Source organism: Mesorhizobium sp. M1217 (assembly GCF_040318275.1).
GTDB lineage: Bacteria > Pseudomonadota > Alphaproteobacteria > Rhizobiales > Rhizobiaceae > Mesorhizobium.
The window spans coordinates 300,448-326,953 of sequence record NZ_JAMYMA010000005.1; the positions used below are offsets into that span (position 1 = coordinate 300,448).

The following is a 26,506-nucleotide window of genomic DNA, read 5'->3' on the forward strand; positions in this document are numbered from 1 at the left end:
TGTTTCTTGCGACCACAGTTCGAGCCGGGTCGAAACGTTCCGAAGATCGATATGCTAGGCAATCCCTCGCTGATCATGCCTGCCAGAAGGATTTCGCGTATTCGCGACGGACGTCTTCGGGTGTCAGGCCAAGGTCACGCAGCAGATGATCGTCGATTTCGGCGAGATCGAGGCGCTGCGAATGACGGTCGTACCACCGCTTCAGGAGCCGCAGCCGCAAGCGGCGCAAGACAATTAACGGGAACGGCCGGCGAGCAGGCGCGGCGCTGAGAATGGTCCTTGCAGGCATCGTCGTCTCCTTGATTTGCATCGAGATTAATGCTTGTCTGACGAGGATGCTTCGATGAGGAACGAACTATGCGCGAAGGCCCTGACATAGCCCGCATTGCCAGCCTGGTCGGCGATCCGGCGCGGGCAAACATGCTGTCCGCACTGATGGGCGGCACAGCACTGACGGCGAGCGAACTGGCACTCGAAGCCGGCGTGTCGCTTCCGACAGCGAGCTCCCATCTATCGAAGCTGATGGAAGGCGGGCTGCTGACGCTGGCGAGCCAAGGACGGCACCGCTATTACGGCCTCGCCGGCCCGCAGGTGGCAGGAATGATCGAAGCCATCACCGGCGTCGCTGCTGCTGTCGGGCCGCAGAGGGTGCGACCCGGCCCTCGCGACGCGGCCATGCGCGTGGCGCGGGTCTGCTACGACCACCTCGCCGGCGAGCAGGCGGTGGCGATGCTGGACCGTCTTGTCGCTCGACAAGTGCTCCTGCGCGACGACAAGGAGATCCAGCTTGGGCCGTCGGCCGCCTCGCATTTCGCCGCGATCGGCATCGACATCCATACCAAAGCGCGGCGACCGGTGTGCCGGGCGTGCCTCGACTGGAGCGTGCGGCGTTCGCACCTTGCCGGCACGCTGGGCGCCGCCATTCTCGACAAGATCCTCGCCGAGAAATGGGCGCGGCGCGAGAAGGACAGCCGTGCCGTGATCTTTTCACCGGCAGGCAAGCAGGCCTTCGAGAAAACGTTTCTCGCCTGACAGATCGCTTCGACGCGCTAGTACGCATTCGTCGTTTCACGGAAACGCCGAACCGCTCTGTCTTTTTGTTTTGACGCAATTCCGGACGGAAAACCTTTTCATACTTTTCCTGGAATTGCTTTAAAGCGCGTCGCGTTCGACCGGCCTCATGCGATGCGCTTTAGGTCCTTGTTTTGATGCATGTCGTTATCGCAAAACCGCTGCACACTTTTGCGCGACATGCACTAGTCGCGCTTGAGCAGCTTGGCCTGCTTGAAAAAATCCGCCCAGGGGTCGGCTTGCCCGAGCCGCTTCAGCGTCGTCTTGTCGCCGATCGGAAAGGCGTTGGGCGGCAATCCGGCCTCGATCTCCGCCCAGGTCACCGGCATCGATACCGTGGCGCCCTTTTTGGCGCGCGACGAATAGGGGGCGACGGTGGTGGCGCCGCGGCCGTTGCGCAGATAATCGACGAAAATCCTGCCCGTGCGTGCCTTCTTCGACAGCGTCGCCGTGTAGCGGTCGGGTGCGCCCTGTTCGAGCGCTCGGGCGAACTCATGGGCGAAGCCCTTGACCTCGTCCCAATCCGCCGACGGCTTCAGCGGCACGACGACGTGGTAGCCCTTGCCGCCCGAGGTCTTGACGAAATTCGGCAGGGACAGTTCGTCGAGCCGGCCGCGGATGTCGAGTGCCGCCGCGCGCACCGCCTTCACGTCGACGCCCTCGTCGGGATCGAGATCGAAGATGATCTGGTCGGGCTTTTCCAGCTCCTCGGTGGTCGAGCCCCAAATATGGATCTCGACGACGCCCAGTTGCACCAGTGCCACGAGACCGTCGAAATCGCGGATGAACAATATCTCCTCGCCATCGGTCGGATCCTTCATCACGGCGATCTTGTCGTGCATGCCGGCCGAGGCATGCTTCTGGAAGAAGCGTTGGCCGCCGACGCCGTCCGGCGCCCGCACGAGGCTGAGCGGCCGATTGATGACGAACTGCTTCATGCGCGGCCAGACCAGCGCGTAGTGATCGACCAGATCCTGCTTCGATACGTTCTCCTCGGGCCACAGAAGCTTGTCAGGGCGGGACAGCGTAACCGAGGTTTTCGCCGCGCCTGCGGTTTTGGTGGGCTTTGGCTTCGGCTCTGCCGTGGCTGAGCGTGCTTTCGGTTTCTCCTGCACGACTTCCTCCGCCGGCTTGTCCTCGCGCAATCCCTGGAAGGACGCGTGGCGTATTATACGGTCCGACGTCCAACTGCGAAACTCCACTTCGCCGACAAGTTCGGGCTTGACCCAGACCAGCCCCTTGCCCCTTGGCACCGCGCTGTCGAAGGGCGAGGTTGTCGTCTTCAGCGCATCAAGCCTTTTCTTCAGCTCGTTGGTGCTTTTGGCCGTGAAGCCGGTGCCGACGCGGCCGGCATAGCGCAGCTTGCCGCCCTCGTGATAGCCGACCAGCAGCGAGCGCAGGCCACGCCCGGTCTTGTCCGACGGCATGTAGCCGCCGATGACGAATTCCTGGCGCGCCGTGCATTTCGACTTCACCCAGGAGGGAACACGCCCGCTGCGGTAGGGCGCATCGGCACGCTTGGAGACGACGCCTTCGAGGCCCAGGCGGCAAGCATGCTCCAGCATGATCTTGCCGGGCTCGGCAAAGTGGTCGCTGAAGCGCACGGCCTGCTCTTCGGTCTGTCCGGCGAGCAGGCTGCGCAGCCTTTCCTTGCGCTCGACCAGCGGCTCGGAACGGATGTCTTGACCATTGAGCTGCAACAGGTCGAAGACATAGTAGATGAAACGGTCCGTACGGCCCGCCGACAGATCTTGCTGAAGCAGCGAAAAGGACGACACGCCATTATCCGCCAGCACGACGATTTCGCCGTCGATGACGGCATCGGTACATTTCAGGCCGCCAAGTGCCGCGATAATTGAGCCACCAAATTTGTCGGTCCAGTCGAGGCCGGTGCGTGTCAAAAGCCGCACCTCGGTACCGGCAAGCTGCGCCTGCATGCGATAGCCGTCGAACTTCACCTCATGCAGCCAGTCCTTACCGGGCGGGGCGTCCCGCTCCAGCGTGGCGAGCGCCGGCTCGACGAATTCGAGCCGCCTTGCCGCGACAGCCTTCGCTTTGCCGGCGGCCGGCCTGTCGGACTGCCAGACGCTTGGCTTCTTGCCGTCGGCGGTCTTGCCTTCGCCGACCTCCTCGATGGTCAGGCCGGATTTCACCGATTGCGGCGCCTCCTGCAAAATGTCCTCACCGGGACGCGCGGCGGCATCGTCGGACTTGATCAGCAGCCAGTTGTCGCGTTTTTCGCCGGGCCGCGGCTTCAGCCGCACCAGATGCCAGGCGCCATGCAATTTGTGGCCATGCAGTTCGAAATTGATATGGCCTTTCTTCATCCCTTTAGCAGGGTCGCCTTCGGGGACCCACGTGCCTTCGTCCCAGACAATGACCGAGCCGCCGCCATATTGGCCCTTGGGGATGGTGCCTTCGAACGGCGCATAGTCGATCGGGTGGTCCTCGACATGCACGGCGAGCCGCTTCTCATGCGGGTCGAGGCTGGGGCCTCGCGTGACCGCCCAGCTCCACAGCACGCCGCCATGCTCGAGACGAAGGTCGTAGTGAAGCCTGGTGGCGGCATGCTTGTGGATGACGAAGATGCCACCCGGCTCGGCTTTCTTGCCGCGCGCGAGCTTACCGGCCGGTTCGGCGGTCTTCTTGAAATCGCGCTTGGCGTGATATTGCTCGAGGCCGGCCATGGTCTGATCCTAAGCCGATTTGCGCCGGGCGGCTTTGGGCTTGGCGGCTTTTGCCGGGCGTCTGGCCTTTGCCGGCGGGCTGGCCTCCGACGAAAGGCTCTTCTTCAGTGCATCGAAGAGATTGACCACGTTGGAGGGCCGCGGTTCTGCCTTGGTCTTCGGTGCCTTCTTGCCGGCCTTCTTGGCGCGGACCAGCTCGATCAGCGCGTTTTCGTATTTGTCCTCGAATTCGGAAGGATCGAACTTCGCCTGTTTCTCATCGACAATGTGTTCGGCCAGCCTGATCATCTCGGCGTCGGTCTTCACCGGCTTGATGTCGCCGAACACCATCTCGGGCCTGCGCACCGTATCGCCATAGCGCAGCGTCGTCAGCAGCAGGCCCTTGCCCAGCGGCTCGATGACCACCGGACGCTCGCGGCGGTAGAGCACGATGCGGGCAAGGCCCGCCGTCTTCTTGGCGGCCATGGCGTCGCGGATGACGGCAAAAGCCTCTTCCGAGACATCGTCCGCAGGCGTCACATAATAGGGCGTGTCGAGATAGATCTGCTGGATCGAAGATTTTTCGATGAACCCGTCGAGGCTCATCGTATGCGAGGATTCGATCTGGACGGCTTCGATCTCCTCCTCCTCGATTTGGACGAAGTCGCCGTCGCCGATCTCGTAGCCCTTGATCTCGTCGCCTTCATCGAGCGGCTTGCCGCTTGCCGAATCGACATAGACGCGCCTGACAGTGTTGCCAGTCTTGCGGTTGAGCACGCGGAACGAAACTTTTTCGGCCTGGGTGACGACATTGGTCACTTCGACCGCGCAGGTGACCAGCGAAAGCTTGAGATACCCTCTCCAGGCGGGGCGCGGCGCCATGACAAACTCCCTGCGCGACAACGTTCAACCGAGAACGGGCAAAGTCCGTTCCGGTTCCGGCGGCGCAAAAGGCAAGTCCGGGCTTTCGGCCCAGCCTTGCCTGAACTCCATTCTCGATCGCGGCCCTACTCGGCGGCTTGCAGGTTGATCTTGCTTTCCGCCATCTCGGTAAGCTTGCGGTCGGTTGCCTGTTCCTCCTTGAGGTTGTTGGCCAACACATTGGCGCAGTCGCTGCGGCCCAGTTGCTTGGCCCAGGCAATCAAGGTGCCGTAACGGGTCATCTCATAATGCTCGACCGCCTGGGCGGACGCGATCAGTGCAGCGTCGAGGACCTCCTTGTCGGCGATGTCGCCGCTGACCTCATCGGCCTCTTCGAGAATGCCATCGATGGCCGGGCAGTCGACCTCCTTGGCCTTCACGCCGTGCAGCTCGAACACCTGCTCGACACGCTGAATATGACCCTTGGTCTGGGCGAGATGCTTCTCAAAGCCGGCTTTCAACTGCGGATCACTCGCCTTATCGATCATCTTCGGCAGCGATTTCTCGATCTGTTTCTCAGCGTAATAAATGTCGCGCAGCGTGTGCACGAAGAGATCGTCGAGTGTTTTGATATCCTTCGAAAAGAAGCCCATGGCCTTTGCCTTTCCATTGCTCTTGCTGTTTCGGATTTTCGGCCGCGGCTCAACCCGAGCACGGCGGCCTGCGGAACCGGTTCGTCCCGGCACTGGGAAATCAACGTGCGGCTGACGGGCCGGTTCCTGGTTTTTCAACCACGTGCACGGAAATTTCGCGGTGGCAGCAAAAAGTGAAACAAACGCGCGCCTCGGCGACATTCAGGCGAAACATCTGTGATGCAAAAGTCACACTGGGCGAAATGCCGACGGACAGCACGGAAACACCGCGAATCAGCCGCATTGCAGCCATGAACAAAGGCATTTTCGACCAGAGATTAACATCGCGTTCACCGACTATTCACGCCTGGACGCTATGATCCCCGCAATTCGGAAGGGACATCCGAAACGGGACAGGGACCGAGTAAAATGAGCTTCTGGAATCAAATCGCCGGCTATGCCGCCGCCATCCGCGAATTCGTCGCGCCGACCTATCGGCCCGAGCGCTATTACATGCGCGGCCCAGGCCCCGCCTGCGCACGCCGTGGCAACACGCTTGGGATCAGCGTGCACTGATGATGACCATGGAAAGCCGTCACGACAGCCGTATCTGCCGGCCCGACGCCGACAACCGGTCAACGACCTATCGCGCCGAGCGCCCTGCGCTGACCGACAGACGGCGGGCGACAACGCCAAGCCTCTAACATTCCGGGCTTTGATCCAGCCGCCGGCAGGCTTAGTGTCGCCTGACACCAGCTGCCGGGCGCCACGTGATCGTCAAGCCGAACCATTCTCCTGAGCCGCCAGAATTCGAATCAAGTCGCTCGTTGATCGTGTTCGACGGCGTCTGCGTGTTGTGCTCGGGTTTTGTGCGGACGGTGGTAAAGCTCGACCGCAAGGGCCACTTCCATTTCGTAACGGCGCAATCGCCGCTCGGCGAGATGCTGTTCAAGAAATACGGGCTGCAGACGGATCGCTACGAGACCAATCTCGTCATCATCGATGGCGCGGCTTTCACACGCCTGGACAGTTTCGTTGCCGTCATGGCCGAACTCGCCTGGCCATGGCGAGCGGCGCGGATCCTGCTGTTGTTGCCGCGCCCGCTTCGCGACTGGCTCTACGATCGCATCGCAAAGAACCGCTACGCCCTGTTCGGCAAGAAGGACAATTGTGAAATCCCTTCCGCCGAGGTGAGGGCAAGATTGATCGGCTAGGCTCATCGCCGTGGCCGGGAGCGGCGCGGGGCATTTTGGGGGAACTGCGGATGAAGGTTCTTGTCGTCGGGGGTTATGGCACCTTTGGCGGTCGCACCGTCGAGCTTTTGGAGGGCGAGCCCCATCTGATCCTGTTCGTCGCCGGGCGCTCGCTCGCCAAGGCTGACGCGTATTGCAAGAAGCGCGCCCCGACGGCAGCGCAACTGCTGCCGGCACTGTTCGACCGTGACGGCGATCTCGCCGTGCAACTCGCTGCATTTGAGCCTGATATTGTGGTCGACGCGAGCGGTCCGTTCCAGGCCTATGGCGAGGGACGCTATGGCCTGATCGAGGCATGCATCGCCCGGCGCGTCAACTATCTCGATCTTGCCGACGGCTCGGATTTCGTCGCCGGTGTCTCTGCGTTCGACGAGGCGGCGCGAAACGCCGGCGTCTTCGTGCTATCCGGAGTCTCGAGCTTTCCGGTGCTGACGGCGGCGGTTGTGCGCCGCCTGTCTTCGGACCTGACGCGGGTCGACGGAATTCGCGGCGGCATCGCGCCGTCGCCCTTCGCCGGTGTCGGCGGAAACGTCATTCGCGCTATCGCCGGTTACACCGGTCAGCCGGTGCGCCTTGTTCGTAATGGCCGTCCCGAACAAGGCTGTCCGTTCACCGAGCAGCTGCGCTATACTATCGCGCCGCCGGGCCAGCTGCCGCTTCGAAACACGCTGTTCTCGCTGGTCGACGTTCCGGACCTGCGTGCTCTGGCCGAGCTTTGGCCGGAGGCGAGGACCATCTGGATGGGAGCCGGGCCGGTACCCGAGGTGCTGCACCGCGCCCTGATCGGCCTCGCCTGGCTGGTGCGCGCCGGGTTGATCGGTTCGCTTTCGCCGCTGGCGCCGCTGATGCATCAGGCGACGAACCGGCTGCGCTGGGGCGAGCATCGCGGCGGCATGTTCGTCGAGGTGGAGGGATCGGACCGCGCGGGCGCCACCGGCAAGCGCTCGTGGCATCTCTTGGCCGAGGGCAACGATGGGCCGCTGATCCCGTCGATGGCGGTTGAAGCGCTGGTCCGCAAAGTGCTGGCCGGACATCAGCCCGCGCCGGGCGCACGGGCGGCGGTGCGCGATTTAGAGCTCCGGGACTATGAGGCCCTGTTCGCCGGGCGGACGATCTACACCGGCTTCAGGAACGGGGCCGCGGACGAGGACAAGCCGCTCTATACCGAGCTGCTCGGTGCCGCCTGGCAAGGCCTTCCCGAGGCAATTCGGTCAATGCATGACCGTACGATCACGGCCGCAGGCCGCGCTAGCGTAGAACGCGGGCACAATGTTCTTGGCCGGCTAATGGCGTGGATGGTCGGCTTCCCCGGAGCAAGCGAGGACATCCCGGTTCATGTCCGCTTCGACACCGACAAGGACGGCGAGACCTGGACGCGGACATTCGGCAAGCACAGTTTTTCGAGCCTACAGTTCGCAGGCCGGGGTCGATCGCAGCGCCTGCTGTGCGAACGCTTCGGCCCGCTGACCTTCGCGATGGCACTGGTTGCCGAGGACGGCCGGCTGGCACTGGTCTTGCGCCGCTGGAGCTTTTTTGGCTTGCCGCTGCCGATCTGGCTCGGTCCACGCTCGACTTCCTACGAAACGGTGGAGGATGGCCGCTTCCGCTTCCATGTCGATATCTCGCATCCGCTTGCCGGCATGATCGCCCGCTACCGTGGCTGGCTAGAGCCTTCCGACCCGCACGGCTCCAGCGAGATCGTGTCGCCTGCCACCTTGCCAAATTCGCGGCAGTCCTGAGCCGTGCACAGCGTCCAGCCTTGACCCGTGGCGCCCGAGGCGGCGAGCACCAGGCGCCGCTGTGGCCCGACCCGGGGCGCATAGACCCACCAGCCGTCGCGCAGCGCCGAGCCTTGCGGCGGCGCCATGCCGGCGCCCGAGCCCTTGATTCGTGCCTCGACGAGTTGCAGGCCGGACGGCAGCACCTTCCAGTCTTCCTGCCACTGGGTCTTCTCCACAGAATGCGTCCAGGAGAGCGTGAAGGCGGCGACCGCGAGCGTCATCGTCTTGCCGGCCGCGACGATGCAGAGGCTCATGCCGAATTGGCCAGTGACGCCTGCCGCGCGCGCCAGCAGTGCCACCCGATCCAGGCAAGAGACAGCGCCCAGCCCGCCTCGTCGGTGAGCGGCAGCGCCGCAACCAGCAGCACGCCAGCGGCGAAGGCGACGAGGCGTTCCCACCAGGCCATGCGCCGGGCGAGAAAGCCGACGGCGGCGGCGCCCCACAGGACGATGCCCATGCAGGCTTTGATGACGATGTAGGCGACCTCGACGGGATAGCCGAACTGGGCGGCGATCGGGCCGGGGTCCTGCAGCATCAGCGCCGGGGTATAGACCGCCATGAACGGCACCACGAAGCCAGCAATGGCAAGCTTGGTGGCCTGGATGCCGATCTTGAGGCCGCTTTCCTTGGCCATGGGTGCGGCGGCGAAGGCGGCCAGCGCCACGGGCGGGGTGAGATCAGCCATGATGCCGAAATAGAAGACGAACATATGGCTGACCACCAGCGGCACGCCGAGCGACAGAAGCGCCGGCCCGGCTAGCGACGAGGTGATGATGTAATTGGGAATGGTCGGGATGCCCATGCCGAGCACCAGGCAGGTGAGCATGGTCAAAAGCAGCGACAGGAACAGATTGTTCTCGCCGATCGAGATGATCCAGCCGATGAAGGTCGAGGCGATGCCGGTGAGCGTCAGCGTGCCGATGACGATGCCGACGATGGCGCAGGCAATGCCGACCGGCAGCGCGTTCTTTGCTCCCTCGGCAAGGGAATCGACGCATATGCGCAGTGTCTCGCGCCCGCCCTTGAAGGTGAGGCAGGCGACGACCAGCACGGCGATGACCAGGCTGAGGATGTTGACGCCGAACTTCATGAAGGAAGCGGCGGCAAGCCCGAGCGCCAGCCAGAAGACGACGCGGAAGGCGAGCGGCCCGATCGATGCCGCCAGCGGCGTGCCGAGGATAAGCACAATGGTCAACGCCAGGCCCATGGTGCCGGCGAAGACCGGTGTGTAGCCGGCAAACAGCAGGTAGATCAGTGCTGCGAGCGGCAGTACCAGCGGCCAGTGTTGTCTCACCGCATCCCACGGATTGGGCAGGTCGGCCTTGGCCATGCCGTGCAGGCCGGCCTTGCCGGCCTCCAAATGCACCTGCCAGAAACAGGCGCCAAAATAGAGCAGCGCCGGAATGATCGCCGCCTTGACCACCGCGGCATAGGGAATGTTCAGCGTCTCGGCCATGATGAAGGCAACCGCACCCATCACCGGAGGCATGATCTGGCCGCCCATCGACGAGGTCGCCTCGACGGCTCCGGCGAAGGCCGAGCGGAAGCCGAAGCGCTTCATCAGCGGGATGGTGAACTGGCCGCTGGCCACCACGTTGGCGACGCCGGAGCCGGAAATGGTGCCCATCAGCGCCGAGGACAGCACGCAGACCTGCGCCGGGCCGCCGCGCCATGAGCCGACCAGGCCAAGTGCAAAATCGTTGAACAGCGCGATCATGCCGGCGCGTTCGAGAAAGGCGGCGAAGACGACGAAGATGAAGATGTAGGCGGCCGAGACATAGATCGGCGTGCCGTAGATGCCTTCCGTGCCATAGGCGAAGGTGTCGACGAGCTGGGCGAAATCATAGCCGCGATGGATGAAAGGCGGTGGCAGATGATTGCCGGCAAATGCGTAGGCGAGAAAGATGAACGCAATAACGGCAAGCGGCAGTCCCATCAACCGCCGCGCCGCCTCGAAGACCAGCACGACCAGCACCGCGCCGACGATCAGGTCAGGCGTGGTGAGGAAGCCAGAGCGGCGGATGAGGTCGGCATAGAATACCCAGTTGTACAGACCGGTGGCGAAGCCGAGCACGCCGAGAGTCCAGAAGACTGCTTTCGCCGGGACGCTTTTGGCACGCAGATTGGCGATCAGGGCAAAGCCGAGCAGCAGCAGGAAGCCGACATGCATGGCGCGCACGACCTGGCTCGGCAGGCTGCCGTAGGCGGCGATGTAGATCTGGAAGATGGAGAAGGCGACGGCGATAAAAAAAGCCGCCTTGCCAGCGATGCCTTCGCCGAAGCCCGGTGGCAGGCCTTCGACAGGGATTTCGGCTGTGGTGGAAAGAACGGTCGGGGTTTCGGTCATTGGCGGGGTTCCTGGGGGGCGTCCCTCTCCCTTGAGGGGAGGGTGGACAGCCGCCGAAGGCGGATGGACGGGTGGGGTAACCTCAACTGCCTCGACCTTTGCCTGAACGATGGAGCGCGTCGCCGAGGACCCCTCCCGGCCCTGCGGGCCACCCTCCCCTCAAGGGGGAGGGATGGCGCCTTACTTCACCAATCCCTTTTCCTTGTAATACCTCTCGGCGCCTGGATGCAGCGGCACCGGCATGCCGTCGAGCGCCTTGGCCGGGTCGATCGCCTTGGCGGCGGCATGGGCAGCGGTGAGCTGGTCGAGATGCTCGAACAGCAGCTTGGTCATCTGGTAGGCGGTCTCGTCGGAGACATCGGCGCTGGTGATCAGGAAATTACCGACGGCGGCGGTCGCGACATCATCGGTCTGGCCCTCATAGGTGCCTTTCGGGATGACCACGGAAAGATAGGGCGAGCCGATCTTGGCGACGTCCTCCGCCGGCACCGCAACGATGTTGACCGGTACCGAGGTGGCGAGGTCGCGGATCGAGGCAACGCCCAGGCCAGCCGATTGCAGCGTGGCGTCGAGCTGGCGGTTCTTGATCAGCTCCACCGATTCGGCGAAGGGCAGATATTCGATCCGCCCGAGGTCTTCGTATTTCAGCCCGGCAGCGGCGAAGATCGTGCGGGCGTTGAGCTCGGTGCCCGAGGCCGGCGCGCCGACCGACAGGCTCTTGCCCTTGAGGTCGGCGAGCGTCTTGATGCCGGACTCCTTGCTGGCGACGATCTGGATGTAGTTGGGATAGATGGCGGCAATGCCGCGCAGCTTGTCGAGCTTGCCTGGGAAGCCGGCTTCGGTATTGCCCTCGGCGGCCAGCTTGACGGAATCGCCAAGCGCGAAAGCGATCTCGCCCTTGCCCTGCTGCAAGAGATTGAGGTTTTCGACCGACGCTTTCGTCGCCTGCACCTGGGTGCGCGCGCCTTCTATGCCCTTGCTATAGATCTCCGATAGCGCGACGCCGAGCGGATAGTAGACGCCCGACGTGCCGCCGGTCAGCACGTTGATGAATTCCTGTGCCTTGACCGATACCGCGCCAAGGCCAAGCGACAGCGCCAGCGCGCCGGCTGCAACAAATTTCGTCCTGAAATTGAGCATGCGATTTCCTCCCTGAAAAACTCGCCGCCGTGCCCTCCTCTGCGGCACGAAGCGAAGCGAGTTTAGACAGCGGGCGGGAAATGCCAACCCGCAATAGCAGCGATTAGACGAACGGCTAAGCAATGCCGCAACAGGTTGGCGCTTGCGCGAGGTCGCGTCGCGGCAGAAAGATTTTTCCAGCACCTGTCGAAATCCGGCAGGGCCGCGCGACATAAGTCCGGCTCGCAACGATGCGGCCTTCGAGAAACGGGAGAAGACCATGCGATATATGCTTTTGATCTACGGAAACGAAGCGGGGATGGCAGCGGCGCCGGCAGATGCGGTGACACAGATGTCGAGCGCGTACGTCGCCTACACCGAAGCGTTGAAGAAATCCGGCGCCTGGCTCGCCGGCGACCGGCTGAAGCCGACGCAATCCGCTACCTCGGTGCGGATGGCCAATGGCAAGACCAACGTGCTCGACGGCCCCTATGCCGACACCAAGGAGCAGCTTGCCGGTTTCTATATGATCGAAGCGGAGGACGTCGACGCGGCTATTGCCTGGGCGGCGCGCTGCCCGGGCGCCAGCACCGGCACGGTAGAGGTGCGGCCGATCTGGGAACTCACCATGTGACGCCTGAACTGCCCGACACCGCGCGGGCGGCGGCGGAAGCGGCCGCCCGGCAAAGCTACGGCAAGCTGGTCGCCTATCTCGCCGCACGCACGCGCGACGTGGCCGCTGCCGAGGACGCCTTGGCCGATGCCTTTGCAGCGGCGCTCGAGCGTTGGCCACAGGCGGGCGTGCCCGACAAGCCGGAAGCCTGGCTGCTGGCGGTGGCGCGCCGGCGCCGCGTCGACGCGCTCAGACGGCGGCTGACAAGCGAGGCGGGCCGCGACCACCTCAGGCTGATCGCGGAGGAGATGGAGGCACGCATGGCCGACGAAGACCTGCCGGACGAGCGGCTCAGGCTGATGTTTGCTTGCGCTCATCCGGCGATCGAGGCCGGTGTCCGCGCGCCGCTGATCCTGCAGACCGTTCTGGGCTTCGACGCAGCGACCATCGCCTCGGCCTTTCTTGTCTCGCCGGCCACGATGAGCCAGCGCCTGGTGCGCGCCAAGACCCGCATCCGCGAGACCGGCATTCCGTTCCGCGTACCGGAGCGGGCCGAACTCGGCGAGCGGCTGGGCACCGTTCTGGAAGCGATCTACGCGGCGTTTGCCGAAGGCTGGTCCGACCCCGCCGGCACCGAAGCGCAGCGGCGCAATCTCGCGACCGAAGGCATCTGGCTCGGCCGGCTGGTCGCCTCGCTGATGCCGGATGAGCCGGAAGCACTCGGCCTGCTGGCGCTGATGCTGTTCGCCGAAGCGCGGCGCGCAGCGCGGCGCAATGCGGCAGGCGACTATGTGCCGCTAGCGGGGCAGGATCTTGCACTGTGGGACGATACAATGATCGACGAAGCGGAGATGCTGCTCGGGCGCGCCGCTGCCAAGGGCGTGGTCGGCCGCTACCAGCTCGAGGCCGCCGTGCAGTCAGCCCATGCGACAAGGCGGCTGACCGGCGGCACCGACTGGGTCGCGATCAAGGAGCTCTACGACGCGCTGTCGGTGATTGCCGGCTCGCCGGTGGTGTCGATCAACCGTGCGGTGGCGATTGCCGAGGCCGAAGGTGCTTCGGCAGGATTGGGCGCCCTTGATCAACTCAGCGGCGACAAGCGGCTGTATGACTATCAACCTTACTGGGCCGCCCGAGCGGGCCTGCTGGCAAGACTCGGCAGAGTTCCGCAAGCGAGCGAGGCCTATGACCGGGCTATCGGCCTCGAACGCGATCCGGCCGTGCGCCGGTTCCTGCAGGAACGACGGGCAGGTCTCGACCGCGCGGAAAGACACTGAGACAAGGCGGAGTGCTTAGGCCGGCCACATGTCGTGGGAAGCATTCAGCCTCTTTATCACCCGATGTTCCCGCAAATTGGCCCACAGGCGTTCGATGTTCGGCCAAGCGGTTGGAATCTTCGCGACCTCGGGATGCCAAGCCACCAACATGACGAGATAGATGTCGGCCAGCGAGAGCCGGTCGCCGACCAGCCAGTCGCGGCCTTCGAGGGCGGCATCGAGAATGGCGAAGCCGCGATCCATTTCTGAGACCGCCGCCTGTTTGACGGCTTCCACGCCGCCGGGATCTGTCGTGTAGCGATGAGCGTAGAAGAACCGCAGGTCAGCCGAATAGATGACGGAGGACATGAAAAACATCCAGCGCAGGAAGTCGGCACGGTCAGGTGTGTTCGCTGCCGGCGCTAGAGCTGCTTCCGGATAGCGTTCGGCGAGCAGGATGCAGATTGCCGCCGACTCGGTCATCGAATGCCCGTCCGGCAAGACCAGGACCGGGACCTGGTTCAAGGGATTGATGTCGAGGAAGGCTTGGTTGGGTCGGCCTTTTGGAACATCGATCTGGTCGAAAGGCACTCCCGCTAAAGCAAGCGCCGCCTCGACGACAAAGCCGCCGGTATTGGCACGCGTATAGAGCTTGTACATGAAGTCCTCCACCTGCCGGTGCAGCGACGATTTGATATGGAAGTGACTCGCCGCTCAAGCGAACGACGCCCGCCACAGGTGGTTTTTCAGCAGTCCAGCGCTGTTATCTGGGTCCTCGGCGCACGCGTTGGAGCCTGCTGCCCCTTAGGTGAACTAGCACAGTACAAACCTTCGAGATTAGCTGAAACACCCCTCCACTTCGTCATCCCAGGGCGGAGCAAGGAGCGAAGCGACGCGGCGCAGACCCTGGGATCCATGCCGCAACTTCCGAGCGTCGCGACGGTGCAGAGCCTTTAGATGTCGGAAGACAGCGTGCATGCTGTCGATGTTGCAATGGCTTTCGTTTTCTGCACCGCGGTATTCGTTGGCCACGGTCACGGAATGGATCCCAGGGTCTGCGCTCCGCTTCGCGTTCGCTCCCCCCTGGGATGACGAGGTGTCCAGACTCTAAGCACCCAATCCCTCGAATAGGATCGTGGAGAGATAGCGCTCGGCGAAGGAGGGGATGACGACGACGAGGTTCTTGCCCTTGTTCTCCGGCCGCGAGCCGACGACGATCGCCGCCTGCAGGGCGGCACCCGACGAGATGCCGACCGGTACACCTTCGAGACGGGCGACGAGCCGTGCATTGGCGACCGAATCCTCGTTCGAGACCTTGACGATCTCGTCGTAGATCGTCGTGTCGAGGATTTTTGGTGCGAAGCCGGCGCCAATGCCCTGGATCTTGTGCGGGCCGGGTTGGCCGCCGGACAGTACCGGCGAGGCCTCCGGCTCGACGGCGACGACATGCACCGAGGGCTTGCGCTTCTTCAGCACCTGGCCGACGCCGGTGATGGTGCCGCCGGTTCCAATGCCGGCAACGAAGATATCGACTTCGCCATGGGTGTCGTTCCAGATTTCCTCGGCTGTGGTGCGGCGATGGATTTCCGGATTGGCCGGGTTCTCGAATTGTTGCGGAATGACGGCATCGGGCAGCGTCGCGGCCAGCTCGTCGGCCTTGGCGATGGCGCCCTTCATGCCTTTCGGCCCTTCGGTCAGCACCAGCTCGGCGCCGAGCAGCGCCAGCATTTTGCGGCGCTCGACCGACATGGTTTCCGGCATCGTCAGGATCAGCTTGTAGCCTTTGGCGGCGGCGGCAAAGGCGAGCGCGATGCCGGTATTGCCCGAGGTCGGCTCGATAAGCGTGGTCTTGCCGGGCGTAATCCTCCCAGAAGCCTCCAGTGCCTCGATCATCGACACGCCGATGCGGTCCTTGACCGAGGCGATCGGGTTGAAGAATTCGAGCTTGGCCAGCAGATTGGCGACGACACCCTTCTCCCTGGCGAATTTGTCGAGCCGCACCAACGGCGTGTCGCCGATCGTCTCGGTGATCGAATTGTAGATGCGGCCGCGGCCGGGCACGTGTGTGGGGGTGGCGGGCTTGTTCATTGATTTTCCTCCCAGAGGTCAAGCGGCAAGAGTCGGGCGGGCATAAGATAGAGCCATCCGCCGCGCAAGATAGGCTGTCGATCGAAAATATCCGAGTGAAGTTCGTGCCGAATGCCCTCGCCTTGGAAAGGCGTGACAATTCCTGGCCGGCTTGGCGAAAGAGGTCTATTGGCGGGCGGCGATAGCTGCCGCCGCCCCGATCATGAAACCGGCGGCGGTGCGGTTGAGTGCCCTCAGCGCCCGCGGCGACTTCAGGAACCAGCGCGCTTTGGCCGCGAGCGCCAGATAAGGCACCAGCACCACAAGCAGGACGACGATCGTGAGCGCGACTAGGATGCCGTAATCGGCCAGCGTGATCGTCTTCAGATCGACGATGGTCGGGGTGATGGCTAGATAGAAGATCATCGTCTTCGGATTGCCGAGCGTGACGGCGAGACCGGCTACAAAGCTGGATGCCAAGCCGCCCTTGCCTTTCTTCGCCTCCACCGTCTCGGGCGTGATGCCGTTCGTCCAGAAACGCCAGCCAAGAAAAGCGAGGTAGGCGACGCCCAGCCATTTGATGACCAGAAAGATCATGCCAAAGGTCTGTGCGACGAAAGCGAGGCCGAGCACCACGGCCGTGAGATACGTCAGGTCGCCGAGCATCAGCCCGAAGGACATGGCCAGCGACGAGCGGAAGCCGGAACCCAGCGCACGCGCAACGAGTGCCGTGACGCCGGGGCCGGGGCCGGGGATGGCTGCGGCGATGCCGAGGGCAGCACTATAGGCGAGGAACCCGGTGAGCGTCATGATTCGCTCTTGTCGCACAATGTGGAAAGTTGGGTGAATTCCCTCGGCCCGGATTCGATTGCGCCAGCGCAGCAGGCGACACCGCCGTTCAAGAGCGGCCGTCTTCGTAGGTAACGCGCCAGATGGTGCCGTTGCCGTCCTCGGTGACGATCAGCGAGCCGTCCTTGGCCATCGCGACACCGACCGGGCGGCCCCAGACGGCGTCGTTCGAGATAACGAAGCCGGTCATGAAGTCCTCATATTCGCCGGTCGGCTTGCCATCCCTGAATTTGAGCCTCACCACCTTGTAGCCGGTCCTGGCGCCACGATTCCACGAACCATGCATGGTGACGAAGGCGTCACCCTGATAATCCACCGGGAAGTTGTTGCCGTCGTAGAAGGCTATATTCATCGGCGCCGAATGCGCCTGCATCAGTACGTCCGGGACAGTGGCCTTACCGGCTAGGTCGGGCCGCTCGCCCTGATGGCGCGGATCCTCGTGATTGCCGATGTAGTACCAAGGCCAACCATAGAATCCGCCGTCCTTGACTACAGTTGCAAATTCGAACGGCACATTGTCGCCGAGTTCGTCGCGCTCATTGACGACGCACCACAATGCGCCGGTGGCGGGCTGCACGGTCATGCCCGTACAGTTGCGCAGGCCGGTGGCGACAGTTCGGGGATTTTTCCCATCCGGATCGAAGGCGAGCACATCGGCACGGCCGTCCTCGGAGCCCCAGGCCGCCCCGAGCGGCTTTGATTTGGCCCAGGCGTCGAGGCCGCTATCCGGCTCCTTGCCTATGTCCTCGGCGACGTTCGAGGCGGAGCCAACCGACAGATAAAGCGTCTTGCCGTCCGGCGAGAAGGCGATGTCGCGGGTCGTGTGACCGCCCGACGGGATTTTGGCGACAATGGTTTCTGGTTTACCGGATGCCTTCAGGTCACCGTCGCGATAAGGAAAGCGGACGATGCTGTCGCTGTTTGCGACATAGACCCATTGCGGCTTGTCTCCTGGCGGATAGAAGGCGATGCCGTAGGGATAACTGAGCCGCTTGGCGAAGATCGCTTTCTCGATGGGCTTGGCGCTGCCCTCGGCGAGACGATAGACACGTATCTGGTCGGCATGGCTGTTGGCAACGAACAGGTCGCCATTCGGAGCGACGCGCACGACGCGCGGATTGACGATGCCGGATGCGATCAGTTCGGCCGAAAAGCCCGGCGGCAAATCTGGCTTGGCGCTTTCGGGCCGTTCCGCCACGCCGGCGCCGTTCGACGCGGATTGGGCGGGATCGGCTGGCGGCATGTCTTGCGGCCCGATCAGGCGGCGGGTGCCAGGCCTGTCGGCGTGCCAATCGCCAAAAGCGGCTTCGCCTTTGAGCACCTTCTGATCCGCCTGCTGGGCGGCTGCCGGTGTCGCAACAAGGAGAGCAGCGGCAATGGCCGCAAAGCCGCCAGATCGGATCATCAACGTCCTCCGGGATTCGCCTCGAAAAGGGCAAACGGGATGAGGCATTGGTCGTTCCAAGCGGCCGTCCAGCACACGAGGATTTGAAGCCGAACCCCGATTCACTTGCCGGCGGCGTAGAAATCGTCGTCGAGGCGCTTTTCCAGCGCGACCAGATCGGCCGGCAGCGGCAAGCCCATGGCCCGCATCTCTTGCAGCTTCTCGCGCAACTGCTCTTGCACCTCGTGCTGATCCTCAGGCTGGTTGATCATTTCTTCGAGCAGCAGGCTGATCTGGGCCTTGAACGATTCCAGCGCCATTCTTTTTCTCCTTGCGGCAGGCCGCGGCGGCTCCTAGCGCAGCATGCGCGAAATCAGCTGCGCGGTATAGTCGACCATCGGTACTATGCGCGCATAATTCAGCCGCGTCGGCCCGATGACGCCGAGCGCACCGACGACGCGGGCGTCCTTGTCGCGATAGGGTGCCACCACCAGTGATGAGCCCGACAGCGAAAACAGCTTGTTTTCCGAACCGATGAAGATGCGCACGCCCGGGCCTTCCTCGGCGAGGTCGAGGAGCTGGATCAGCCCGTCCTGGGTTTCGAGGTCCTCGAAGAGATGCCGCAGTAGCTCGATGTCGGCCTGGGCAGTGACGTTTTCCAGGAGATTGGCGCGGCCGCGCACGATAAGCCGCCCAGGCACCCCGCTTTCGGCGCCTGCCCAGACCGCCAGGCCCTTCTCGACCAGATCCTGTGAAAGCGTATCGAGGGCTGCCCTGGTCTCTTCCTTGATGCGGGCGATCTCGACCCGCGCCTCGGCCAGCGTGCGGCCGCGAATATGGGCGTTGAGGAAGTTGGAGGCTTCGTGCAATTGCGAGACGGTGATGCCGGCGGGCAGATCGACGACGCGATTTTCGACATCGCCGTTCTGCGACACCAGCACGGCCAGCGCCTTGGTTGGCTCGAGCTGGATGAATTCGATGTGCTTCAGCGCCACCTCGTTCTTGGCGGCGAGCACGAGGCCGGCGCCGCGCGACATGCCGGACAGCATCTGGCTGGCTTCGGTCAGCATGTGCTCCAGCGTCGCGCCCGAGCCGGAGGCGCGCACCTGCGCCTCGATGGTGCGGCGCTCCTCGTCGGAGAGGTCACCGAGTTCCATGAACGCATCGACGAAGAAGCGCAGGCCAGCCTGGGTCGGCAGACGGCCGGCCGAAATATGCGGCGCATAGATCAGGCCGAGATGCTCGAGGTCGCTCATCACGTTGCGGATGGTGGCCGGCGATAGCGACGACGGCAGGATGCGCGACAGGCTGCGCGAGCCGACCGGCTCGCCATCCCTCAGATAAGAATCGACGATGCGCCGGAAGATGTCGCGCGAACGCATGTCGAGCGATTGAAGCGCGGGCGATTGCAGCGCGTGCGACGGGAGCACGTGCGATTGCGAACCGGGATCGACTGCCTTGGTCATTTCGAGCCAAAAACCTCCGGCCCGAAGATATAGACTTCCGCGGCGTCGGCGCAACCGGTCCATTTTCCTTTGCGCCTCACGCCCCGTGCGGCTACAAGCCGGCCAAGATCCCGAAGAAAGAAAGAAGCCTGAATGCGCCCTTCCAAACGCCAGTTCGACGAAATGCGCCCCATCTCCTTCGAGCGCGGCGTCTCCAAGCATGCGGAAGGCTCGTGCCTGGTGAAGTTCGGCGACACGCATGTGCTGTGCACGGCCAGCCTGGAGGAAAAGGTGCCGGGTTGGATGCGCAACTCCGGTAAGGGCTGGGTGACGGCGGAATACGGCATGCTGCCGCGTTCGACCGGCGAGCGCATGCGCCGCGAGGCTTCGGCCGGCAAACAAGGCGGCCGCACGCTGGAGATCCAGCGGCTGATCGGCCGCTCCCTGCGCGCCGTGGTCGATCTGCAGGCGCTCGGCGAGCAGCAGATCACCGTCGACTGTGATGTGATCCAGGCCGATGGCGGCACGCGCACCGCTTCGATCACCGGCGGCTGGGTGGCGCTTTACGATTGCCTGCGCTGGATGGAAGCCCGCCAAATGGCGAGCCTGGGCAAGGTGCTGAAGGATCACGTTGCGGCGATCTCCTGCGGCATCCATGATGGCCAGCCGGTCATCGACCTTGACTATATCGAGGATTCCTCGGCCGGAACCGACGCCAATTTCGTCATGACCGGCAAGGGCGGCATCGTCGAGATCCAGGGCACGGCCGAGGGCGAACCGTTCTCGGAAGAGCAGTTCGCGGCCTTGATGGGGCTGGCCAAGAAAGGCATTCAGCGCCTGGTCAGCCTGCAGCAGATGGCGGTGGACTGATCTTCAGTTTATGACGATGAGGGTGACGATCCTGTGACTCCTTCCGCAATCCTGGAATCAGCACTCTACGTAACGGATCTTGCTGCCGCGGAACGGTTCTATTCGGGCGTCCTCGGGCTCGATCCGCTCGGCAAGGTCGAGGGCAGGCATCTCTTCTTCCGCTGCGGCGACGGCGTGCTGCTTATCTTCAATGCCGAGGCGACGAAAGTGCCGCCGCCGGCCGACGCCAGGCTGCCAGTGCCGCCGCATGGCGCCGTCGGCGAGGGCCATCTCTGTTTCGCCGCAAGCGCCGACGAGATCGTGCGCTGGAAAGCGCACCTGGAAGCAAAGAGCATCGCCATCGAAAGCGAGTTCGAGTGGCCGCAAGGCGGCCGCTCGATCTATATTCGCGACCCCTCGGGCAATTCGATCGAATTCGCCGAGCCAAGAATCTGGGGCATCTGATGCATTCGCAGACTGTTCATTCGCCAATTGTTCATTCGCTTGATGGGCATAAGATCGTCGTCGCAAGCCACAATGCCGGCAAATTGCGCGAATTCGCCGATCTGATGGCGCCGTTCGGCATAGAAGCGAGGTCCGCCAAGGAATACGGCTTGCCGGAACCGGACGAGACCGGCACCACTTTCGAGGAGAACGCGCTCATAAAAGCCTTGGCCGCTGCCAAGGCCACTGGATTGCCGGCGCTGTCGGACGATTCCGGCCTATGTGTCGATGCGCTCGACGGCGCACCCGGCGTCTACACTGCCAACTGGGCCGAGACGCCGGACGGCCCCCGCGACTTCGGCATGGCCATGCAGCGCACGGAAGTGGCCTTGCAGGAAGTTGGCGCGATCGCGCCTGCTCAGCGCAAGGGCCGCTTTGTCGCGGTCATCTGCCTAGCCTTTCCCGACGGCCAGGCTGAATATTTTCGCGGCGAGGTCGAAGGTACGCTGGTATGGCCGCCGCGCGGCGAACTCGGCTTCGGCTACGACCCGGTGTTCTTGCCCAACGGGTTCGAAAAAACCTTCGGCGAGATGACCGCTGAGGAAAAACATGGCTGGAAGCCGGGCCAGCCGACAGCATTGTCGCACCGCGCCCGCGCCTTCCAGAAATTCGCGCAAGCCCGATTGGCCGCCGCATGACCATGCTGCTCGACCGCAGCCCGGGTTTTGGCGTCTACATCCACTGGCCGTTCTGCGCGGCCAAGTGCCCCTATTGCGACTTCAACAGCCATGTCCGCCACCAGCCGGTCGACCAGGAGCGTTTTGCGCGCGCCTTCGAGGCCGAGTTGGCGACCATGCGCGGCCGCACCGGGCCGCGCGAGGTGACAAGCATCTTTCTCGGTGGCGGTACGCCGTCGCTGATGAAGCCGCAGACCGTGGCGGCGGTGCTGGATGTCGTGGCGAAGAACTGGACGGTACCAGATGGCATCGAGGTGACGCTGGAGGCCAATCCTTCCTCGGTCGAGGCCGAGCGCTTTCGCGGCTATCGCGCGGCGGGCGTCAACCGGGTGTCGCTTGGCGTGCAGGCGCTGAACGACAAGGATCTGCGCTTTCTCGGCCGTTTGCACAATGTCGATGAGGCCCTGCATGCGATCGGCCTGGCGCGCGAGATTTTCCCACGGCTGTCGTTCGACCTGATCTACGCGCGGCCGGACCAGACGCCTGAAGCGTGGCAGACGGAACTCGAGCAGGCGATCGGCCACGCCGCCGACCATCTGTCGCTGTACCAACTGACTATCGAGGAAGGCACGCCGTTCCATGCACTGCATGCAGCAAGGAAATTCATCATTCCAGACAATGATGTTGCCGCCGATCTCTATGCGTTGACGCAGGAGATCACCGCCGCGCACGGACTGCCGGCCTACGAGATTTCCAACCACGCCAGACCCGGCGCCGAAAGCCGGCACAATCTCACCTACTGGCGCTATGGCGAATATGTCGGCGTCGGTCCCGGCGCGCATGGCCGTTTCGTCGAGAGCGGGCGGCGCGTGGTGACAATCGCCGAGAAAATGCCGGAGACCTGGGCCAATCTGGTCGAGGCCAAGGGCCATGGCGTCACCGGCGGCGAGATCCTGACGCGATCGGACGAAGCCGACGAGTTCCTGCTGATGGGGCTAAGGCTGGCGGAAGGCATCGACCTTTCCCGCTACGAGGCCTTCTCAGGGCGCGGCCTGTCGACGGCACGGCTGTCGGTGCTGCAGCACGAAGGCCTGGTGGCGCCGATCGGCAATACCCGCCTGCGCGCCACGCCGGCCGGCATGATCGTGCTCGATGCGGTCGTAGCGGATCTGGCCCGGTAGTAAATCCTCGAAGGGAGTTGTAACGAGCTTATTCGGTACTAAGATCCAGATCGTGTCTTAGGGGGCGAAAATGACACGAGACGAATGGAAGGCACGGTCAAGAGAGCTTGGACGAAGTGCGTCCACATTACTTGCAAATGGTCGCTATGATGTAGCTTACCATATTGCAGGGATTTCAGTTGAATGTGCGCTGAAGGCCAAGATATCTACCCTCTTTCGAGCCAACGACGACCCACCACGATTATCAAGTTTGTTGACAGAATAAGATCGGCCATTAACTCTCCGGTTCGGCTAGATAAGGTAACGGTTACAAACACAACAAACCATTTTATCAATAATATTCCTTTATTTAGCTACCACAGCGAAGCTCAACCCCTTCATCGTTTTCGGGGAGGGTTTTTAGGTGATGTCGATATTGAGGATGGTCTGATCTATAAGATCGATAGAACGGTGAAGGCCTCGAAAGCCGCACCTCGGCCAAATGCCGAAGCTATCCGCAAGGCGAGATCGATCGCGGCCTAGCGAAGGACGAAGTGCCCGGCTAAGCGTCGTGCTTGAAACGACGCTTGCCGCGGTCCTTCTCGGCATGCGCTTCTCCGGAGCGGGTCTGCTTGATCTCGCTCTTGTCGCGCGGGGCAGAATGCTGGTCGCCTGTGGGATGTGATGCTGCGCCATCGCGGGCGCTTTTTGTTTCGAGACGGGTGATGAAAATATCGAAGCGATTGGGCATCGTCCGGTCAGTGCTCCGTCGTGCTGTCGGTTTCGGTTACGGGCTTGCTCTCTGCCAATGGCTGGCGTGCGAGCGGTTTCCTGGCCTCGCCATCCGCGTTGCCACGCAGGCTCTTGTCGCCTGGCGCGGCGAAGCGCTTGCGGCCGGCATAACAGGGTTCGAAAACGTCCTGTATCGTAAGGCTGTCCATCCTGCTCCTCCCGAGATCAGGGTTAAAATTCGCCGGCAACGGTTTCGTTCCCTACTATGGCAAAGGCATGGCGGCCGGTTCACGTCGGGACCCCGTTTGGAACCGGGCGTTTGCAACCCAGGCTTTTGCAACCAGGCGTGAGCCGTGCCAAACAGGGTCGAACGGAGTTGTGCAGGTGACCGGCGAATTGGCCAAACGCAGTTATGTGGTCGGGCAGACCGAGATCGCCGCCCGGCCGCTCGAGCCGGCGCTCTATCTGGTGGCTACGCCGATCGGCAATCTCGCCGACATCACGCTGCGCGCGCTGGAAACGCTCGCCGCCGCAGATATCGTCGCCTGCGAGGACACGCGTGTTTCGCGCGTCCTGCTCGACCGCTACGGCATCCGCCGCCGCACCACCGCCTATCACGAGCACAATGCCGCCGAGGCCGGGCCGAAGCTGATCGCGGCACTGCTGGCCGGGCAGAGCGTAGCGCTGATCTCTGATGCCGGCACACCGCTCATCTCCGATCCCGGCTACCGGCTGGTTGGCGAGGCGCTGGAACGCGGCATTCGTGTCGTGCCGATCCCCGGACCGTCGGCGCCACTTGCCGCTCTGACGGCATCCGGCCTGCCTTCGGACGCCTTTCTGTTTGCCGGCTTTCTGCCGGTGAAGACCGGCCAGCGGCTGACGCGGCTGGAAGCGCTGAAGGCGGTGCCGGCAACGTTGATCTTCTTCGAATCGCCGCGCCGGCTGGCCGAGACGCTCAGTGCCATGGTCGAGGTGCTGGGCGGCGCCCGCAAGGCGGCGATCGGCCGCGAGCTGACCAAGACTTTCGAGGAGATGCGGACCGGCACCCTGCAGTCACTCGCCGGCCATTACGCGGCAGCCGATACGCCTAAGGGCGAAATCGTCATCTGCGTCGGCCCGGCCGATGCGGTCGCTGATGAGCCTGAAGACATCGACCGGCTGCTGCTTTCGCTGGCGGCCGAGATGCCGGCCTCCAAGGCGGCGGCGGAAGCCGCCAAGATGACGGGTGGCCAAAAACAGACGCTCTACCGACGGCTGCTCGACCTCAGGAATGCCGGAAGAGACGGGGCCGGCGGAGACCGCGATGGCTGAACGGCGGAGCGCCAGCCGGCAAAAGGCCTACCGGCGCGGCCATCACGGTGAATGGCTGGCGGCGGCGGCGCTGATGCTGAAGGGCTACCGGATTCTTGCCCGCCGCCACCGTACCAGGTTTGGCGAGATCGACCTGATCGCGCGGCGTGGCGATTTGGTGCTGATCGTCGAGGTCAAGGCACGCCGTACGCTGATCGAGGCGATGGAGGCCGTCGGCCGCGAATCGGAGCGCCGCATCGAAGGCGCGGCCGATTTCTGGCTGTCGCGCCAATCCGACTACGGAAAATTATCGGTGCGCTTCGACATGGTGGCGGTATTGCCGTGGCGCTGGCCGGTGCATGTCGAGAACGTTTTTTACGGGGGGAACTAGGTCATTCCCGAAGTGGGGTCGGTTTTGCCGCGATCTCCGGTTCAGATTCGATTGCCTGTCGTCTCGTCGATGGGAACAAGCAAGTAGCGCCATTTGCTGCCTGGATCATGTGCCGACGCTCACCTGGATTCGCTCAATCGATCGGTTTGTCGACCTGGTCTCCGCCCAGCACTGACTGGAACAAAAGCGTTCCTGCGTTGTTCTCCAACCGTCCTGATGTTCGACGGGCTGGTTCAAATGCCGATCAGGGCAGTCCTCGTGGCAGGCGTGCGAGGACAAGGGATGGCGAGGCAAATGGATCCTGACGATCTCAACCAGGAACGGATCGTCACCGTGTTCGGCGGAACTGGCTTTCTCGGGCGCAGGATCGTGACGCGGCTCCTGGAAAGGGGTTTCACGGTGCGCGCCGCATCTCGCCATCCGGCTCGCGTGGCCCTGGTCTTTTCCTCGATTACAAGGATGCCCGAAGCAGTCGAGGCGGATATATTGGATGCGTCCTCGATTGGGTCGGCCATTACCGGATCACAGGCGGTCGTGAATGCTATCAGTCTTTACGTCGAGCAGGGCGTCCAGACCTTTGAACGCGTCCATGTGAAAGCCGCGGCCGATCTCGCTGCCGTGTCGCGCAAGGTCGAGATCGATCAGTTCGTCCAGATTTCAGGGATCGGCTCCGATCCTCAATCGGATTCGAATTATATAAGGGCACGTGGGCGCGGAGAAGTTGCCGTGGGAAACGCATTTCCCGGCGCTTTCATTGTGCGTCCCGCCGTCATGACAGGACCTGACGACGCTTTCCTCACGACCATTGTGAGGCTGATACGCCTCCTGCCGGTCTATCCGCTGTTCGGCGATGGTGGCACACGGCTTCAGCCGGTCTATGTGGCCGACGTCGCGGAAGCAGTGAGCAGGCTGATCGACGGGCGAAGCCACAAGGGTTCACCCATATTCGAATTCGGCGGCCCGCGTATCTATACCTATAAGGAACTGCTTCGGGAGATCGCCCGACAGCTCGATACGCACGTAAAGCTGATGCCGGTGCCGTTTGCTGTATGGAACGCCTTGGCTGGCGTCGCGGAACTCCTCCCGGCTGCCCCCATAACACGCAACCAGATCGATCTTATGCGTCAGGATAATGTGGCAGCAATTGACGCGCCGGGCCTGAAGGAACTCGACATCGAGCCGCGGGATATCGACGAGGTGATCCGCGTGATCGAACAGCGCCGAGGCGTAGGCTCGCGCTCGTCTCCGCCTTAGGACGGCCCCCTGATCCTGGCGGGAACCTATCGCCGCGCGACAGGTTGGTCGAGCTTGAAGCCAATTAAAGAAGGAAAAGAACTATGGCCAGATGCGATCAATGCGGGAATGACTACGACAAGGCTTTCAAAGTGACGATGGCCGAGGAGACCTACACATTCGACAGCTTCGAATGCGCGGTCCAGAAACTTGCTCCGACGTGTCCGCATTGCGGATGCCGGATCATCGGACATGGCGTCGAACAGGATGACATCATCTACTGCTGCGCACATTGCGCCGCTGAGGAAGGTGCGAGCGCGCTGACCGATCGCGCGCCTTGATGCACCTCCTTTGGCGTCTCCAGGGCGACCATTCCGAATGACTGC

29 protein-coding genes are annotated in these 26,506 nt (G+C 63.2%); 14 read left to right on the forward strand and 15 right to left on the reverse strand.

Translation table 11 applies throughout. The annotated features are described in order from the left end of the window. Positions 1–73: 73 nt before the first annotated feature. Positions 74–289: a DUF1127 domain-containing protein gene (locus NKH37_RS11055; RefSeq protein ID WP_353006070.1), complete on the reverse strand. Its 216-nt coding sequence runs from the start codon at positions 287–289 to the stop codon at positions 74–76. Between the two features lie 68 nt (positions 290–357). Here NKH37_RS11055 and NKH37_RS11060 point away from each other — a divergent pair, with 68 nt between their 5' ends. Beyond that, positions 358–1,032, forward strand: a complete 675-nt coding sequence (locus NKH37_RS11060; protein ID WP_352789094.1) for an ArsR/SmtB family transcription factor — start codon at positions 358–360, stop codon at positions 1,030–1,032. 224 nt (positions 1,033–1,256) lie between these two features. On the opposite strand, the gene ligD is transcribed toward NKH37_RS11060, so the two are convergent. The 3 genes from ligD to NKH37_RS11075 form a co-directional block, all read right to left on the reverse strand. Beyond that, on the reverse strand, positions 1,257–3,758 hold the full coding sequence (gene ligD, locus NKH37_RS11065) for a DNA ligase D (RefSeq protein WP_353006069.1): 2,502 nt from the start codon (positions 3,756–3,758) through the stop codon (positions 1,257–1,259). A gap of 9 nt (positions 3,759–3,767) precedes the next feature. Next, positions 3,768–4,619, reverse strand: a complete 852-nt coding sequence (gene ku / locus NKH37_RS11070; RefSeq protein ID WP_353006068.1) for a non-homologous end joining protein Ku — start codon at positions 4,617–4,619, stop codon at positions 3,768–3,770. 125 nt (positions 4,620–4,744) lie between these two features. Next, positions 4,745–5,251, reverse strand: coding sequence for a YciE/YciF ferroxidase family protein (locus tag NKH37_RS11075; protein ID WP_023718852.1), 507 nt, complete (start codon positions 5,249–5,251; stop codon positions 4,745–4,747). A 408-nt stretch (positions 5,252–5,659) separates the two neighbouring features. On the opposite strand from NKH37_RS11075, the gene NKH37_RS11080 reads away from it, so the two are divergent. From NKH37_RS11080 to NKH37_RS11090, 3 genes are all read left to right on the forward strand, one after another. Beyond that, complete coding sequence (locus tag NKH37_RS11080; protein ID WP_023718851.1) at positions 5,660–5,806, forward strand: hypothetical protein; 147 nt, start codon at positions 5,660–5,662, stop codon at positions 5,804–5,806. Between the two features lie 257 nt (positions 5,807–6,063). After that, on the forward strand, positions 6,064–6,444 hold the full coding sequence (locus NKH37_RS11085; RefSeq protein WP_502895944.1) for a thiol-disulfide oxidoreductase DCC family protein: 381 nt from the start codon (positions 6,064–6,066) through the stop codon (positions 6,442–6,444). Positions 6,445–6,494: 50 nt separating this feature from the next. Then, on the forward strand, positions 6,495–8,222 hold the full coding sequence (locus NKH37_RS11090; RefSeq protein WP_352964553.1) for a saccharopine dehydrogenase family protein: 1,728 nt from the start codon (positions 6,495–6,497) through the stop codon (positions 8,220–8,222). On the opposite strand, the gene NKH37_RS11095 is transcribed toward NKH37_RS11090, so the two are convergent. From NKH37_RS11095 to NKH37_RS11105, 3 genes are all read right to left on the reverse strand, one after another. Next, on the reverse strand, positions 8,135–8,518 hold the full coding sequence (locus NKH37_RS11095; protein ID WP_353006066.1) for a DUF1850 domain-containing protein: 384 nt from the start codon (positions 8,516–8,518) through the stop codon (positions 8,135–8,137). The two genes, NKH37_RS11090 and NKH37_RS11095, sit on opposite strands and share 88 nt — an antisense overlap. Further along, positions 8,515–10,611, reverse strand: coding sequence for a TRAP transporter permease (locus tag NKH37_RS11100; RefSeq protein WP_023718848.1), 2,097 nt, complete (start codon positions 10,609–10,611; stop codon positions 8,515–8,517). Before NKH37_RS11100 ends, NKH37_RS11095 begins: the two co-directional genes overlap by 4 nt. A 180-nt stretch (positions 10,612–10,791) precedes the next feature. Beyond that, a complete protein-coding gene (locus NKH37_RS11105) occupies positions 10,792–11,751 on the reverse strand; it encodes a TAXI family TRAP transporter solute-binding subunit (protein WP_352592304.1) in 960 nt (319 codons plus the stop codon). Positions 11,752–12,010: 259 nt separating this feature from the next. Between NKH37_RS11105 and NKH37_RS11110 the strand changes: the two genes are divergently transcribed. Continuing rightward, entirely contained in the window at positions 12,011–12,364 is a 354-nt protein-coding gene (locus NKH37_RS11110; RefSeq protein ID WP_023718846.1) for a YciI family protein, read from the forward strand. Next, entirely contained in the window at positions 12,361–13,620 is a 1,260-nt protein-coding gene (locus NKH37_RS11115) for an RNA polymerase sigma factor (protein ID WP_353006065.1), read from the forward strand. Before NKH37_RS11110 ends, NKH37_RS11115 begins: the two co-directional genes overlap by 4 nt. 15 nt (positions 13,621–13,635) lie before the next feature. Here NKH37_RS11115 and NKH37_RS11120 read toward each other — a convergent pair whose 3' ends face one another. The 6 genes from NKH37_RS11120 to hrcA form a co-directional block, all read right to left on the reverse strand. Further along, the gene (locus NKH37_RS11120) at positions 13,636–14,259 is read right to left on the reverse strand and encodes a glutathione S-transferase family protein (protein WP_023718845.1); all 624 of its coding nucleotides are present in this window, start codon (positions 14,257–14,259) and stop codon (positions 13,636–13,638) included. A 447-nt stretch (positions 14,260–14,706) separates the two neighbouring features. Next, positions 14,707–15,687, reverse strand: coding sequence for a cysteine synthase A (cysK, locus tag NKH37_RS11125; protein ID WP_023718844.1), 981 nt, complete (start codon positions 15,685–15,687; stop codon positions 14,707–14,709). 165 nt (positions 15,688–15,852) lie between these two features. Next, positions 15,853–16,476 (reverse strand): LysE family translocator, encoded by a 624-nt coding sequence (locus tag NKH37_RS11130; RefSeq protein ID WP_353006064.1) that lies wholly within the window; start codon positions 16,474–16,476, stop codon positions 15,853–15,855. Positions 16,477–16,564: 88 nt separating this feature from the next. Next, complete coding sequence (locus NKH37_RS11135) at positions 16,565–17,920, reverse strand: PQQ-dependent sugar dehydrogenase (protein WP_353006063.1); 1,356 nt, start codon at positions 17,918–17,920, stop codon at positions 16,565–16,567. Between the two features lie 101 nt (positions 17,921–18,021). Continuing rightward, positions 18,022–18,219 (reverse strand): hypothetical protein, encoded by a 198-nt coding sequence (locus tag NKH37_RS11140; RefSeq protein WP_023718841.1) that lies wholly within the window; start codon positions 18,217–18,219, stop codon positions 18,022–18,024. 33 nt (positions 18,220–18,252) lie between these two features. Further along, positions 18,253–19,365 (reverse strand): heat-inducible transcriptional repressor HrcA, encoded by a 1,113-nt coding sequence (hrcA, locus tag NKH37_RS11145; protein ID WP_352481369.1) that lies wholly within the window; start codon positions 19,363–19,365, stop codon positions 18,253–18,255. Positions 19,366–19,497: 132 nt separating this feature from the next. Here hrcA and rph point away from each other — a divergent pair, with 132 nt between their 5' ends. From rph to hemW, 4 genes are read left to right on the forward strand one after another with little or no spacing between them, the layout of a single operon-like run. Next, on the forward strand, positions 19,498–20,214 hold the full coding sequence (gene rph / locus NKH37_RS11150) for a ribonuclease PH (RefSeq protein ID WP_023718839.1): 717 nt from the start codon (positions 19,498–19,500) through the stop codon (positions 20,212–20,214). Positions 20,215–20,247: 33 nt separating this feature from the next. After that, complete coding sequence (locus tag NKH37_RS11155; protein ID WP_023718838.1) at positions 20,248–20,658, forward strand: VOC family protein; 411 nt, start codon at positions 20,248–20,250, stop codon at positions 20,656–20,658. Further along, positions 20,658–21,335 carry an RdgB/HAM1 family non-canonical purine NTP pyrophosphatase gene (gene rdgB, locus NKH37_RS11160; protein WP_023718837.1) on the forward strand — a complete coding sequence of 226 codons (678 nt, stop codon included), beginning with the start codon at positions 20,658–20,660 and terminating at the stop codon, positions 21,333–21,335. Before NKH37_RS11155 ends, rdgB begins: the two co-directional genes overlap by 1 nt. Next, positions 21,332–22,495: a radical SAM family heme chaperone HemW gene (gene hemW / locus NKH37_RS11165; RefSeq protein ID WP_353006062.1), complete on the forward strand. Its 1,164-nt coding sequence runs from the start codon at positions 21,332–21,334 to the stop codon at positions 22,493–22,495. The genes rdgB and hemW overlap by 4 nt, the downstream gene beginning before the upstream one ends. A gap of 541 nt (positions 22,496–23,036) precedes the next feature. On the opposite strand, the gene NKH37_RS11170 is transcribed toward hemW, so the two are convergent. Both NKH37_RS11170 and NKH37_RS11175 read right to left on the reverse strand, forming a co-directional pair. Beyond that, entirely contained in the window at positions 23,037–23,225 is a 189-nt protein-coding gene (locus NKH37_RS11170; RefSeq protein ID WP_023718834.1) for a hypothetical protein, read from the reverse strand. Between the two features lie 7 nt (positions 23,226–23,232). Then, positions 23,233–23,415 carry a hypothetical protein gene (locus NKH37_RS11175; RefSeq protein WP_352815889.1) on the reverse strand — a complete coding sequence of 61 codons (183 nt, stop codon included), beginning with the start codon at positions 23,413–23,415 and terminating at the stop codon, positions 23,233–23,235. Between the two features lie 175 nt (positions 23,416–23,590). Here NKH37_RS11175 and rsmI point away from each other — a divergent pair, with 175 nt between their 5' ends. The 4 genes from rsmI (at position 23,591) to NKH37_RS11195 (ending at position 26,461) form a co-directional block, all read left to right on the forward strand. Then, complete coding sequence (gene rsmI / locus NKH37_RS11180) at positions 23,591–24,517, forward strand: 16S rRNA (cytidine(1402)-2'-O)-methyltransferase (RefSeq protein ID WP_352495438.1); 927 nt, start codon at positions 23,591–23,593, stop codon at positions 24,515–24,517. Beyond that, on the forward strand, positions 24,510–24,887 hold the full coding sequence (locus tag NKH37_RS11185; RefSeq protein ID WP_023718831.1) for a YraN family protein: 378 nt from the start codon (positions 24,510–24,512) through the stop codon (positions 24,885–24,887). Before rsmI ends, NKH37_RS11185 begins: the two co-directional genes overlap by 8 nt. Positions 24,888–25,103: 216 nt before the next feature. Then, on the forward strand, positions 25,104–26,141 hold the full coding sequence (locus NKH37_RS11190) for a complex I NDUFA9 subunit family protein (RefSeq protein ID WP_353023486.1): 1,038 nt from the start codon (positions 25,104–25,106) through the stop codon (positions 26,139–26,141). Between the two features lie 83 nt (positions 26,142–26,224). Further along, positions 26,225–26,461 (forward strand): metallothionein, encoded by a 237-nt coding sequence (locus tag NKH37_RS11195; protein ID WP_023718829.1) that lies wholly within the window; start codon positions 26,225–26,227, stop codon positions 26,459–26,461. Positions 26,462–26,506: the final 45 nt, after the last annotated feature.

Coding starts and splice junctions, on each gene's coding strand:
- NKH37_RS11110 (WP_023718846.1), top strand. CDS start 12,011: ATGCGATATATGCTTTTGATCTACGGAAACGAAGCGGGGATGGCAGCG.
- NKH37_RS11190 (WP_353023486.1), top strand. CDS start 25,104: ATGTTCGACGGGCTGGTTCAAATGCCGATCAGGGCAGTCCTCGTGGCA.
- hrcA (WP_352481369.1), bottom strand. CDS start 19,365: ATGACCAAGGCAGTCGATCCCGGTTCGCAATCGCACGTGCTCCCGTCG.
- NKH37_RS11105 (WP_352592304.1), bottom strand. CDS start 11,751: ATGCTCAATTTCAGGACGAAATTTGTTGCAGCCGGCGCGCTGGCGCTG.
- NKH37_RS11185 (WP_023718831.1), top strand. CDS start 24,510: ATGGCTGAACGGCGGAGCGCCAGCCGGCAAAAGGCCTACCGGCGCGGC.
- NKH37_RS11120 (WP_023718845.1), bottom strand. CDS start 14,259: ATGTACAAGCTCTATACGCGTGCCAATACCGGCGGCTTTGTCGTCGAG.
- NKH37_RS11090 (WP_352964553.1), top strand. CDS start 6,495: ATGAAGGTTCTTGTCGTCGGGGGTTATGGCACCTTTGGCGGTCGCACC.
- NKH37_RS11130 (WP_353006064.1), bottom strand. CDS start 16,476: ATGACGCTCACCGGGTTCCTCGCCTATAGTGCTGCCCTCGGCATCGCC.
- NKH37_RS11195 (WP_023718829.1), top strand. CDS start 26,225: ATGGCCAGATGCGATCAATGCGGGAATGACTACGACAAGGCTTTCAAA.
- NKH37_RS11055 (WP_353006070.1), bottom strand. CDS start 289: ATGCCTGCAAGGACCATTCTCAGCGCCGCGCCTGCTCGCCGGCCGTTC.
- NKH37_RS11135 (WP_353006063.1), bottom strand. CDS start 17,920: ATGATCCGATCTGGCGGCTTTGCGGCCATTGCCGCTGCTCTCCTTGTT.
- rph (WP_023718839.1), top strand. CDS start 19,498: ATGCGCCCTTCCAAACGCCAGTTCGACGAAATGCGCCCCATCTCCTTC.
- NKH37_RS11075 (WP_023718852.1), bottom strand. CDS start 5,251: ATGGGCTTCTTTTCGAAGGATATCAAAACACTCGACGATCTCTTCGTG.
- cysK (WP_023718844.1), bottom strand. CDS start 15,687: ATGAACAAGCCCGCCACCCCCACACACGTGCCCGGCCGCGGCCGCATC.
- NKH37_RS11060 (WP_352789094.1), top strand. CDS start 358: ATGCGCGAAGGCCCTGACATAGCCCGCATTGCCAGCCTGGTCGGCGAT.
- NKH37_RS11080 (WP_023718851.1), top strand. CDS start 5,660: ATGAGCTTCTGGAATCAAATCGCCGGCTATGCCGCCGCCATCCGCGAA.
- NKH37_RS11140 (WP_023718841.1), bottom strand. CDS start 18,219: ATGGCGCTGGAATCGTTCAAGGCCCAGATCAGCCTGCTGCTCGAAGAA.
- NKH37_RS11095 (WP_353006066.1), bottom strand. CDS start 8,518: ATGAGCCTCTGCATCGTCGCGGCCGGCAAGACGATGACGCTCGCGGTC.
- hemW (WP_353006062.1), top strand. CDS start 21,332: ATGACCATGCTGCTCGACCGCAGCCCGGGTTTTGGCGTCTACATCCAC.
- NKH37_RS11100 (WP_023718848.1), bottom strand. CDS start 10,611: ATGACCGAAACCCCGACCGTTCTTTCCACCACAGCCGAAATCCCTGTC.
- NKH37_RS11175 (WP_352815889.1), bottom strand. CDS start 23,415: ATGGACAGCCTTACGATACAGGACGTTTTCGAACCCTGTTATGCCGGC.
- rdgB (WP_023718837.1), top strand. CDS start 20,658: ATGCATTCGCAGACTGTTCATTCGCCAATTGTTCATTCGCTTGATGGG.
- ligD (WP_353006069.1), bottom strand. CDS start 3,758: ATGGCCGGCCTCGAGCAATATCACGCCAAGCGCGATTTCAAGAAGACC.
- ku (WP_353006068.1), bottom strand. CDS start 4,619: ATGGCGCCGCGCCCCGCCTGGAGAGGGTATCTCAAGCTTTCGCTGGTC.
- NKH37_RS11170 (WP_023718834.1), bottom strand. CDS start 23,225: ATGCCCAATCGCTTCGATATTTTCATCACCCGTCTCGAAACAAAAAGC.